General features: G+C 44.1%; 9 protein-coding genes and 6 tRNA genes. 1 reads left to right on the forward strand and 14 read right to left on the reverse strand.

What is annotated here, in order from left to right; genetic code table 11:
* Positions 1–81: 81 nt before the first annotated feature.
* The 6 genes from AACQ83_RS13540 to miaB form a co-directional block, all read right to left on the reverse strand.
* Positions 82–975 (reverse strand): amino acid ABC transporter substrate-binding protein, encoded by an 894-nt coding sequence (locus AACQ83_RS13540; RefSeq protein WP_112878083.1) that lies wholly within the window; start codon positions 973–975, stop codon positions 82–84.
* Positions 976–1,537: 562 nt separating this feature from the next.
* On the reverse strand, positions 1,538–3,067 hold the full coding sequence (lnt, locus tag AACQ83_RS13545) for an apolipoprotein N-acyltransferase (protein ID WP_112878084.1): 1,530 nt from the start codon (positions 3,065–3,067) through the stop codon (positions 1,538–1,540).
* Between the two features lie 7 nt (positions 3,068–3,074).
* Positions 3,075–3,956, reverse strand: a complete 882-nt coding sequence (gene corC, locus AACQ83_RS13550) for a CNNM family magnesium/cobalt transport protein CorC (protein WP_036776710.1) — start codon at positions 3,954–3,956, stop codon at positions 3,075–3,077.
* A gap of 72 nt (positions 3,957–4,028) precedes the next feature.
* Positions 4,029–4,496, reverse strand: a complete 468-nt coding sequence (gene ybeY / locus AACQ83_RS13555; protein WP_112878085.1) for an rRNA maturation RNase YbeY — start codon at positions 4,494–4,496, stop codon at positions 4,029–4,031.
* On the reverse strand, positions 4,493–5,470 hold the full coding sequence (locus AACQ83_RS13560; RefSeq protein WP_192881024.1) for a PhoH family protein: 978 nt from the start codon (positions 5,468–5,470) through the stop codon (positions 4,493–4,495). Before AACQ83_RS13560 ends, ybeY begins: the two co-directional genes overlap by 4 nt.
* An 87-nt stretch (positions 5,471–5,557) precedes the next feature.
* Positions 5,558–6,988: a tRNA (N6-isopentenyl adenosine(37)-C2)-methylthiotransferase MiaB gene (miaB, locus tag AACQ83_RS13565; protein WP_112878086.1), complete on the reverse strand. Its 1,431-nt coding sequence runs from the start codon at positions 6,986–6,988 to the stop codon at positions 5,558–5,560.
* A gap of 198 nt (positions 6,989–7,186) precedes the next feature.
* On the opposite strand from miaB, the gene ubiF reads away from it, so the two are divergent.
* A complete protein-coding gene (ubiF, locus tag AACQ83_RS13570; protein WP_112878112.1) occupies positions 7,187–8,368 on the forward strand; it encodes a 3-demethoxyubiquinol 3-hydroxylase in 1,182 nt (393 codons plus the stop codon).
* 228 nt (positions 8,369–8,596) lie between these two features.
* Here ubiF and AACQ83_RS13575 read toward each other — a convergent pair.
* The 8 genes from AACQ83_RS13575 to nagA all read right to left on the reverse strand — a co-directional run bounded on the left by AACQ83_RS13575 (position 8,597) and on the right by nagA (position 11,754).
* Positions 8,597–8,671, reverse strand: a tRNA-Gln gene (locus AACQ83_RS13575).
* A 5-nt stretch (positions 8,672–8,676) separates the two neighbouring features.
* Positions 8,677–8,753, reverse strand: a tRNA-Met gene (locus AACQ83_RS13580).
* A gap of 53 nt (positions 8,754–8,806) precedes the next feature.
* Positions 8,807–8,881 (reverse strand) — tRNA-Gln (locus tag AACQ83_RS13585).
* A 52-nt stretch (positions 8,882–8,933) separates the two neighbouring features.
* Positions 8,934–9,008: transfer RNA gene (locus AACQ83_RS13590), tRNA-Gln, on the reverse strand.
* A 28-nt stretch (positions 9,009–9,036) separates the two neighbouring features.
* Positions 9,037–9,121 (reverse strand) — tRNA-Leu (locus tag AACQ83_RS13595).
* Between the two features lie 5 nt (positions 9,122–9,126).
* Positions 9,127–9,203, reverse strand: a tRNA-Met gene (locus AACQ83_RS13600).
* A 151-nt stretch (positions 9,204–9,354) separates the two neighbouring features.
* Entirely contained in the window at positions 9,355–10,578 is a 1,224-nt protein-coding gene (nagC, locus tag AACQ83_RS13605; RefSeq protein ID WP_112878087.1) for a DNA-binding transcriptional regulator NagC, read from the reverse strand.
* Between the two features lie 15 nt (positions 10,579–10,593).
* A complete protein-coding gene (gene nagA, locus AACQ83_RS13610) occupies positions 10,594–11,754 on the reverse strand; it encodes an N-acetylglucosamine-6-phosphate deacetylase (protein ID WP_112878088.1) in 1,161 nt (386 codons plus the stop codon).
* Positions 11,755–11,798: the final 44 nt, after the last annotated feature.

The raw sequence follows: 11,798 nt of genomic DNA on the forward strand, positions 1-11,798 counted from the left end.
GGCTGAGAAAAAAGCGAGGTAGGGAACGACCACCTCGCACCCTGTGACGCCAATCAAATAGTCATTTTTTTAATTATATTTCTAGTCAAGTGCCTTATCATTTGGCGATTTAAATAGTGCTTTCATTTCATCAGATAAAGAGAAATTCAAATTCAAGTTCTTGGGTGGAATGGGGTGTTTGAACCAGCGCTCAAATGATTTCTCTGCCTCTCCGGAGGTTTGCGCTTGAACAATGGTCTCATCGATCAGCTTCTTGAATTGAAGATCGTCTTTGCGTGATATACAACCATAGGCTTCTCTAGACTGAGGTGTACCAACAATTTCCCACTGATCAGGTTTTTTCGCTTTGGCGCGTTCACCTGCTAGTAGTGCATCATCCACCATAAAGGCGATTGCACGGCCAGATTCCAAAGTACGGAATGAGTCACCATGATCTTTTGCACTGATGATGCGCATTTTCATGTTTTTCTCATCGTTCAGTTTATTCAGCAATATTTCAGAAGTCGTACCTGCTGAGACAACGACATTTTTACCTGCCAAATCTGGGAAATCTTTTATACCGGAACCTTTTTTAGTCAGCAAACGCGTCGTAATAATAAAGATGCTGTTAGAGAAAGTGACTTGTTTCTGACGTTCAAGGTTATTGGAAGTGGAACCGCATTCGAAATCATAAGTTCCATTTTGTAGTAATGGGATGCGATTTTGCGAAGTCACGGGTATCAATTTTACTTGCAGATTTGGCATGTCCAGTTTCTTCTTCACTGCTTCAACAATCAGATTAGAATAATCCTGAGAATAGCCGACGACTTTTTGATGATTATCGTAGTAAGCAAAAGGTACGGAGGATTCACGATGTCCCACAATGATCACTCCATCATCTTTAACCTTTTTCAGTGTTCCCGTTAATTCTTCGGCCTGAACAGCCCCCGCCATGCCAAGTAACATCATGGTTAATACTAGGTTACGCATACGCATATACAACTCCTTTAATGTGGTTATCGTTGCGATGTTGTGTTTGCAAAAGTCTCTCTGTGATTTGTTTTTAATCGAGGATCATTTGCTGTTATATGTATATATAGTGTTAAAAAATAGTACAAAAGGGTTAGGAAATGAAAATGAATTGTTTCTATTTCGGGAGCTGTCTCGCACTATAAATGAACAATGTTGTTTATCTTGCACAATAAAGGTGAGTGATTATCATTTTTTTAGTGCGTTTTCCCATTTTTGGTTAGTGAAACAGCTATTTTCCTTTTCATTCATAGAGATAACAGCAATTAGCATGCCAAAATAATAAAGAAGGGTAAAATTGATACCAGTAAGTTGTTTAAGTAGGTTATTTGTATAACATAGAGTGATATCAGTTATTGAGGGTTAGCATGGGTCAATGGCAGAATTGGGCAAGGTATATTTCATTCCCATTGCCAGACGATTCCATAGGTTGATAGGGCCGATTAATAATGTTAAATCGACAATCTCAAGGGAGCAGTTTTGCTCCCTTTTGGCTATATAGATATTCGAATCAAGATGGATATTCGAATTAAGATTTACGGCGGTTATACGTTAAGGCAAACAGGGAAAATAATACGGTGATTATCCATACCGGCCAGTTACCCCAACGTGCATAAGGTGTTATCCCCATTGCGGGTGTCACCTTAGCTGCTAAAACATTACGGGTAAATTGTGGGAGTGCCGCTTGTACTTTTCCGTCTGGGCTGATAACGGCTGTAATGCCGTTATTGGTACCACGTAGTAGCGGGCGTCCTAATTCGAGGGAACGCATGCGTGCCATTTGGAAATGTTGCCAGGGGCCAATTGAACCACCAAACCAAGCATCATTGGAAATAGTGAGTAAGAATTCAGTATCCGGTTTGAAATTCGCACGAACCTGCTCACCCAGTATAATTTCATAACAAATAGCGGTGGTCAGGTTATATCCTGCAACAGAAAGCTGTGGTTGAATGTAGTTGCCACGGCTGAATGAAGACATAGGTAAGTTGAAGAATGGCGCCAGAGGGCGGAGTAGCGATTCCAGTGGAACAAATTCACCAAATGGTACCAGATGATATTTATCGTAGCGGATAGCTGCCGGATATTGATAAGGTTTTTTATCGCCGAGGACAATCACACTGTTATAGATCTTATCACTGTCGCCAACGGCTCTTTCATCGACAATACCGGTAATAAGGCTGGTATGTTGATTACGTAACAGTTCATCCAATTTTGTTAGAAAGTGGCGTTGATAACTTTCCAATGAAGGAATGGCAGATTCCGGCCAGATGATTATCGGTATTTTGCCGATGTATGGCAGGCTGTTGCCCATGTAGATGTCCATAGTTTTGCTGAGCATGTTAGGGTCCCATTTCAGGGACTGTGGAATATTTCCCTGAACTAGCGCGACATCAACTGTTTTTTCAGGCAGTAGGTTATACCACTGATAATGGCGTATTGACCACGGTAATAGCAGAATGGCGACAGCAATAATACCAGCGACTATTTTCCGATGTATAACAGCCAGAACGAATAACCCGCTAATAGTCATTAACAGGAAAGTGATGGCCTCAACACCCAAAATTGGTGCAATGGCTTTCATGGGACCGTCTAATTGGCTATAGCCGAATTGTAGCCAGGGGAAACCAGTTAGGATCCAGCCTCGCAGGAATTCGGTGAGTTGCCATAATGCAGGTGCTGCTACAGCCAGCCTTACCCCGTTTGTTTTTGCGAAGAGACGATTGAGTAAGCCAGCGAATAAAGCAGGATAGAGCGAGAGATAGGCGGCAAGTAATATGACCAGCAGAATATTGACCGCGGTTGGCATGCCACCGAAATTAGCAATACTGACATACACCCAGTTGGTACCACTGCCGAATAGACCAAATCCCCAACAAAAAGCAATAAATGCCGCTTGTCGGGGTGTTCTGTTCAAAGTCAGAAGTTGTAGTCCAAACAGGGAAATAATAGCGGCAGGCCAGAAGTCAAAAGGCGAAAAAGCCAGTGTTCCACTGGCTCCAAAAAACAGTGCCAGTAAGGCGCGCAGCCGCTGGCAATTTAATAATGAAGCTTTGTTCATTCAGATTTTATTCTTCTTCGAGGTTAGGTATTGGCGCATCGTCCGGTATCGTAACATAAACCTGAATAATCCTTCGGCTATCGGCCATAGCAACTTTAAAGAGATAACCGTTGATATCGACGGACTCTCCTCTGGCGGGTAAATGACCGAATGCCTGCATCACCAGACCGCCAATAGTATCCACTTCTTCGTCACTGAATTGGGTGCTAAAGGCTTCATTAAAGTCTTCAATCTGAGTTAGCGCTCGTACCGTATAGGTATGACGGCTCAAGGCACGAATATCGACATCTTCTTCTTCATCGTATTCGTCTTCAATTTCACCGACGATCAGTTCAAGAATATCTTCGATAGTGACCAAGCCCGAAACACCACCAAACTCATCAATGACAATTGCCATATGATAACGTTGAGAACGGAACTCTTTCAGCATGCGGTCAACCCGTTTACTTTCAGGTACAACGACAGCCTGACGCAGAACCTTATCTATGCTGAATGGTGGGGCATCGGTGCGCATAAATGGCAATAAGTCTTTTGCCATTAAAATCCCTTCAATATGATCTTTGTCTTCACTGATCACAGGGAAACGAGAGTGAGCCGAATCAATAATCACATCCAGACATTCGTCCAGGGTTTGATTACGTTTTAAGGTAACGATTTGAGAACGGGGGATCATGATATCCCGGACACGCTGATCGGAAATATCCATTACCCCTTCGAGCATATCACGGGTATCAGGATCAATCAGATCGTTTTGTTCAGAGTCACGGATCAATTCCACCAGTTCATCACGGCTTTTTGGCTCACCGTGAAAAAGCTGGTTAAGAAGAAGAGTGAAAAACCCTTTCTTAGGGCCAGGGTTATCGTTACTTGAAGGATGGTCGTCGCTCATGGCGTTTTAATGAAAATTTCCCATTAAATAAGTTATTGTTGGTATTTTTTAGCATAAAAATGGTACGAATGGTTACTCTTTTTCTGCAAGATAGGGGTCAACATAACCTAACTTTTGCATAATTTCTGTTTCCAAAGATTCCATTTCTTCAGCTTCATCATCTTCGATATGGTCATAGCCCAGCAAATGTAGGCAGCCGTGGACAACCATATGTGCCCAATGTTCCTCTATTGTTTTTTGTTGCTCCTCCGCTTCTTTTTCAACGACCTGACGACAAATAATTAAATCGCCAAGCAAGGGTAAATCAACCTCTGGCGGTGCTTCAAATGGGAAAGATAACACATTTGTTGGATTATCTTTACCACGGTAGGTCAGATTTAAATCGTGGCTTTCTGCCTTATCAACAATGCGGATAGTGACTTCGCTTTCAGATTGAAATTGAGGTAAAACCCCGTCCAGCCAGTGCTGGAACAGGGTTTCTTCAGGAAGACCTTGTGAATGTTCACAGGCAATTTGTAAATCAAGTATTACTGAACTCATTGTGCTTCCTGCTTGCGTTGTTCACTGAGTGCCTGTTTGCGTTTTTGCTCGGTTGCTTCCCACTCTTCATAGGCAATGACAACTTTGGCAACCACCGGATGGCGGACAACATCATCACTGTGGAAAAAGTTGAAACTCAGCTCGCCGACGCCTGATAGAACTTCAATGGCATGGCGTAGACCGGATTTCTGCCCACGAGGCAGGTCAATCTGCGTAACGTCACCGGTAACAACCGCTTTGGAGTTGAAGCCGATACGAGTCAGGAACATCTTCATCTGTTCGATGGTTGTATTCTGGCTCTCATCCAGAATAATAAAAGCGTCGTTCAGGGTTCGTCCTCGCATATAAGCTAATGGCGCAACTTCAATAACGTTACGTTCGATCAGCTTCTCAACTTTTTCAAAACCGAGCATTTCAAACAAAGCGTCGTAGAGTGGGCGCAAGTACGGATCCACTTTTTGGCTCAGGTCACCCGGTAGGAAACCCAATTTTTCGCCTGCTTCGACGGCCGGACGGGTTAGCAGGATACGGCGAATCTCTTGTCGTTCCAGTGCATCAACCGCAGCAGCAACGGCCAGGTAAGTTTTTCCTGTGCCAGCAGGACCAATCCCGAACGTAATATCGTGGCTAAGAATATTGGCAATATACTGCGCCTGATTGGGCGTGCGTGGTTTCACCATGCCGCGTTTGGTGCGAATATTAACGGATTTACCGTATTCGGGTATGCTCTCGGCAGTTTGCTCCAGAACCCGGCTCTCGGTAATTGCCAGATGAATCTGTTCTGGCTTGATATCAGGGATCACACCACGGACAGGGGAAGTTTCCGTATATAAATGCCGTAGGATATTGGTGGCTGTGCTAACGTACAACGGTTTGCCCATCAGTTTAAAACGGTTATCACGACGGTTAATTTCAATACCTAGCCGACGTTCAAGCTGCTTCAAATTGTCGTCAAACGGACCACATAGGCTCATTAGGCGCTGATTGTCGGCGGGTTCGAGGAAAATTTCCTGAGTTGCTATTTGTGAATGAATTTGTTGAATCACTGATTATCTCTATATTTATGGCTGATAAGTGCCGACCCCGATTTCATCTTCTTTACGGGTACGGGCTATAACGGACTCAGGTGATTCGTGTGTACGAAGATCCATTTGATCTTCGGTACGGATAACTTTACCGCGTAGTGAGTTGGCGTAGACATCAACAATTTCAACATCAACGAATTTGCCAATCATATCAGGCTGGCCTTCAAAGTTGACAACCCGATTGTTTTCGGTACGGCCAGAAAGTTCCATCACATTCTTACGGGAAGTTCCTTCAACCAGAATACGTTGTACACTGCCCAACATAGCACGGCTGTAGCTCATGGCTTGTTGGTTGATACGTTGTTGTAACAGGTAAAGGCGCTGTTTTTTCTCTTCTTCGCTAACGTCATCAGGCAGATCGGCTGCCGGCGTTCCCGGACGAGCAGAATAGATGAAGCTGTAGCTCATGTCGAAATTGACATCAGCGATCAGTTTCATGGTTTTCTCGAAGTCATCTTGGGTTTCACCTGGGAATCCGATAATGAAGTCAGAGCTTATCAAGATATCAGAACGTGCTTTACGCAGTTTGCGGATAATGCTTTTATACTCAAGGGCTGTGTGGGCACGTTTCATCAACGTTAGAATACGGTCCGAGCCACTTTGCACCGGTAGATGTAGGAAGCTAACCAATTCCGGTGTATCTTCGTAAACAGCGATAATATCGTCTGTAAACTCAATTGGGTGGCTAGTCGTAAAGCGAATACGGTCAATACCATCTATAGCCGCGACCAAACGAATTAATTCGGCGAAAGAGCAGATATCACCATCATAAGTGGCGCCACGATAAGCGTTCACATTCTGACCGAGAAGGTTGACTTCGCGTACGCCCTGAGCGGCAAGTTGCGCGATTTCAAACAGAACATCATCGCATGGGCGGCTAACTTCTTCTCCGCGGGTATAAGGTACGACACAGAAAGTACAGTATTTGTTGCAACCTTCCATAATAGAAACGAAGGCAGATGGGCCTTCAGCACGTGGTTCAGGAAGGCGGTCGAATTTCTCGATTTCCGGGAAGCTGATATCAACAACCGGGCTGCGAGTGCCTTTCACTTGGTTGATCATTTCAGGTAAACGGTGCAATGTTTGCGGCCCGAAAATAATATCTACACATTGAGCGCGCTGACGGATGAAATCCCCTTCCTGAGAGGCTACACAGCCACCGACTCCAATGATGATATCGGGATTAGTATCTTTTAGGTTTTTCCAGCGGCCTAATTGATGGAAAACCTTTTCCTGTGCTTTTTCGCGGATTGAACAGGTATTCAATAGCAAAATGTCTGCTTCTTCGGCGACATCGGTTAACTGATAACCGTGAGTACTTTCCAGCAGGTCGGCCATTTTAGATGAATCATATTCATTCATCTGACAGCCCCAAGTTTTAATATACAGTTTTTTTATCGTCGACATTTTCTTGTGCATCCGAGCTTTCTACCGCGCTGAAAAGTGTTATTACACGGCAAAAGCAATTGTGTATTAGGCATAAAGTTGTCGGATATTGTAGTCATTTGCAGGAGCAGTGACCAGACTGTTAAACAGGATATTCTCTACCGGAGAATTAAAAATTCGGTACACTGTACTAATCAATGGGTTAATAGCATGGCTGATATGAATAATTCACAACAGATTTTTGATGTAGTGGTGGTCGGTGCTGGCATGATCGGTGCTGCAACAGCATTGGGGTTGGCACAGGAAGGTTGGAAAGTCGCTTTATTAGATCATCAACCACCACAATCTTATGATACACAGAGTCAGCCTGATGTACGCGTATCAGCAATTAGTTGTGCTTCTGTAGATTTGTTCAAACAACTCGGCGCATGGGATGCGGTATTACAGATGCGCAGTGCGCCGTATCGTACATTAGAGACTTGGGAACAGAATGATTCTAATTTGGTGTTTGATGCACAAAGTTTAGGGCTGCCTGAGTTGGGCTATATGGTTGAAAACCGTATCTTGCAACTGGCTCTGTGGCAGCAGTTTGAAAAATATCCCAATCTGATTTTGCTATGCCCGGCAGTATTGCAATCAATGCAGTGGCAGAAAATGGGATGGTTGGTGACTCTGGCTGACGGAACAGAAATGACAGCTCGCTTGATTGTTGGGGCTGATGGTGCTCGTTCTCAGGTTCGGCAAATGGCAGGAATTGGCAGTCGTGGCTGGCAGTACAGACAGTCTTGTATGTTGATCACGGTAAAAACAGAACAGCCACAGCAGGATATTACCTGGCAGCAGTTTTTTCCTTCTGGACCGAGAGCGCTTCTTCCACTGTTTGATCAATGGGCTTCGCTGGTGTGGTACGACAAACCGGCACGAATACGACAATTACAGGCAATGTCAATGGCTCAACTTGAACAGGAGATTTTCCAGGCATTTCCTGTACGGTTAGGTAAAGTGACTCCCGTTGCCGCCGGTTCATTTCCTTTGACTCGTCATCATGCTAACAGTTATGTGCGTGAAGGATTAGTATTGTTGGGTGATGCAGCTCACACCATTAATCCACTGGCTGGGCAAGGAGTAAATCTTGGTTATCGGGATGTGAATACTCTGCTTGATGTTTTGGTGAAGGCGAGAGAATTAACAGAGCAGTGGGATTCATTGGAAGTATTGATGCGTTATCAGCGCCGCAGAATGCCGGATAACCTAATGATGCAAGCTGGAATGGATCTATTTTACACCGTGTTCAGTAATGAATTACCAGGGCTGAAAGTTGCTCGTAATCTGGCGCTGATGGCAGCTCAACGGGCTAGCGTAATGAAAAAAGCGGTGCTTAAGTATGCGTTGGGATTGTAGCGTATAGACTGGTAGTGAAGATTACAAGCACGTCGTAAATTATTTATGGCGTGGGCAGTTTTTTTTCTTTAATAGGCAGCAATTGGCAAACCAGAAGGAAAAGATAGGGTGGGCTGGAAAGTAAAAAATCACGCTTGTACATCAAAAGATATTCTACCTGTATATTCTTTTTCTATTCTTTCTGTATATTTTTTCAACACGTCACTTCACGTAACATATTGATAAATATGGCTGGGGTACCAGGATTCGAACCTGGGAATGCCGGAATCAGAATCCGGTGCCTTACCGCTTGGCGATACCCCAATAAATGGTGGCTACGACGGGAATCGAACCTGTGACCCCAGCATTATGAGTGCTGTGCTCTAACCAGCTGAGCTACGTAGCCTTTTTTGATGTGAGAAAATTTATTAAAAATACCAGTGAACGACATCCAGTCAATGGCTGGGGTACCAGGATTCGAACCTGGGTATGCCAGGATCAAAACCTGGTGCCTTACCGCTTGGCGATACCCCAACTGAAAGTGGTCACTGTACAACATGTTGTCAGAATTGTGTTATCAGAACTATGGCTGGGGTACCAGGATTCGAACCTGGGTATGCCAGGATCAAAACCTGGTGCCTTACCGCTTGGCGATACCCCATCTGAGTAACGACAACTCGATGAATGAATGGTGCGGGAGGCGAGACTTGAACTCGCACACCTTGCGGCGCCAGAACCTAAATCTGGTGCGTCTACCAATTTCGCCACTCCCGCAAAGATGGTGGCTACGACGGGAATCGAACCTGTGACCCCAGCATTATGAGTGCTGTGCTCTAACCAGCTGAGCTACGTAGCCATCTTTTTTGCATTACCTTCATCGGCGTTGCGGGGCGCATTATGCGTATATCAGCTAAATGCGTCAACTGCTTTTTTCTCGAAATCTGTTTAAAGTCGCTTGTTTGTTTGGCATATAAGCATTTTGATGACAAAATCAACAAAAAATAACATTACCCTTCGAGTAAGTGTTGTAACAGAACGCCATTAAGCATAGCACGTTTAGTCAGAGCGAAGGCGCCAATAGCAGAGCAGTGGACTAATTCAGAAATAACGATCGGCAGATCTTGACGAAATTCTTTCAGGACCTGAGAGTTGATACAACTTTGAATAGCGGGTAAGAGTACTTTCTGAGCTTCAGTAATTTCTCCCGCCAGAACAACTTTCTGTGGATTAAATAAATTAATCGCGATAGAGATAGTTTTGCCGAGGTAATGGCCGACACTTTTTATTACCTCAGATGCTAATGGATCATTTTGATTAGCGGCTTGGCAGATAGCTCTGATATTGCAGTTATTTAATGTTAGCTGGCTTGGAAAACCTTGCTTTAATTGATGCTGAACTCGTGCTTCTATCGCTGAGTTAGCGGCGATAGTTTCCAGGCAGCCAAAATTGCCACAGTGACAACGTTCACCGAGTGGATCAATTTGAATATGACCAATTTCACCTAAGTTTCCTCTATTATTGAGCAGTATCTGGCTATTGATAATCACCCCGGCACCGGTACCCCGATGGATACGTACCAGTATCGAGTCTTCACAATCACGGGTGGCGCCGAAATAGTGTTCAGCCAATGCCAAGCTGCGGATATCATGACCAACAAAACAGCTAATGTTGAAATGTTTTTTCAGGTTATCGACCAGAGTCCAGTTGGTTACTTTGATATGAGGCATATAACGGATGATGCCGGTATCTGGGTCAACTAATCCGGGCAGGATAACTGAAATGGCGATCAGTTCGCAGATTCTGTGTTGATTTTGCAGGATAAAATTTTCTATTGCGTTGATAAGCTGGTTTTCAACTTTTTGCTGAGTCGCTTCAGGCAGTGGATAATGTTCTTCAAGCAATGCCTTGCCACTCATATCATAAAGAGCAAGAGTAGCATCATGGCGGCCAAGGCGGACACCAACAGTATGGAAGTGACGATTTTCTGTAACGATGGAAATGGCGCGGCGGCCTCCGGTAGAGGCTTGTTGATCGACTTCTTTAATCAAGCCGCGTTCAAGTAACTGGCGAGTAATTTTAGTCACACTAGCTGGCGCAAGTTGACTTTGTTCAGCAATTTGAATGCGAGAGATTGGCCCTTGTTGATCAATCAGCCGATATACCACGGCTCCGTTAAGTTGCTTTACAAGGTCAATATTACCAATTTGTTTTTGTGTGTTGTTATAACTCATCAGCTATTTAGTCCGTCAAAGTTCAGTTTCTTTTCCGTTAACGATGGTCTTGCGAATTTCAAAGTCGTGACTGAAAACAATGAGGTTAGCGATTTTCCCGGTTTCAACAGTGCCAAGATATTTATCAACACCAATTGCGCGGGCAGGGTAAAGAGTTGCCATCCTCAGTGCTTCATCCAGTGCAATACCAACATGTTCAACGCTATTTTTAACGGCATCTATCATAGTGAGAGAGGAGCCACTTAGAACGCCGTTTTGGTCAACACATAATCCGTTGCGATAGTATATGACCTTACCCGCAAAGGTGAAATGTTCCATTTTACTGATGGCAGGATCAAGTCCTGCTGGGACCGTCGCATCCGTTACCAAAATTAATTTATCATTTTTCAAACGCTTAGTATTACGAATATTTGGCCATGAAACGTGCAAACCATCAGCGATGATTCCAGCATAGATTTCAGGTGTATCAAAGATAGCGCCAATCAAGCCGGGTTGGCGTCCCGAAATAGCAGGCATGGCATTATAAAGGTGGGTTGAGATAGTAATTCCGTTTTGGAATCCCTGTTGGGCCTCTTCATAACTGGCATTTGAATGGCCGGCAGAAACAACAATACCGGCTTCTACCAACTGCTGAATATATTTTTGCTCAACCATTTCCGGTGCGAGGGTCAACTTAGTGATGACATCAGCGTTATCGCACAGGAAATTTATCATTTCAGATGTAGGCTTACGGATAAGCTCTGGATTATGAGTGCCTTTCTTTGCTGGGTTGAGATAAGGTCCTTCCAGATGCAAACCTAAGGCCTGATGCTGATTATGTTTAAGATAAGTGCGCATTACCTCAACAGAGGCCATCATCAATTCGTCTGTGCTGGTAATCAGAGTTGGCAAATAGCTGGTGCAGCCAGAGCGTTCATTGGTTCTTTGCATGATATTCAGTGTTTTTTCTGAGATGTTTTCCAACTGATCATTGAACTGAACACCACCACAGCCATTAACTTGCAAATCAATAAAGCCGGGGCAAAGTATTGCACCATTCATATCGCGTGTGACAATATCTTTTGGCAAATTTTGTATTGAGCAAACACTGTTGATTAAGCCGTCTGCAATTATAACGGCATGCTCATCTAGTCTGTTGTGACCGGTATATATAATGCAGTTGGTTAAAGCATACATCTTAGCCTCCTATGGGATCGGGAGATGATGATTGAAGATAATGA

The sequence above is a fragment of the Photorhabdus sp. S10-54 genome (assembly GCF_963878145.1).
Taxonomy (GTDB): domain Bacteria; phylum Pseudomonadota; class Gammaproteobacteria; order Enterobacterales; family Enterobacteriaceae; genus Photorhabdus; species Photorhabdus kayaii.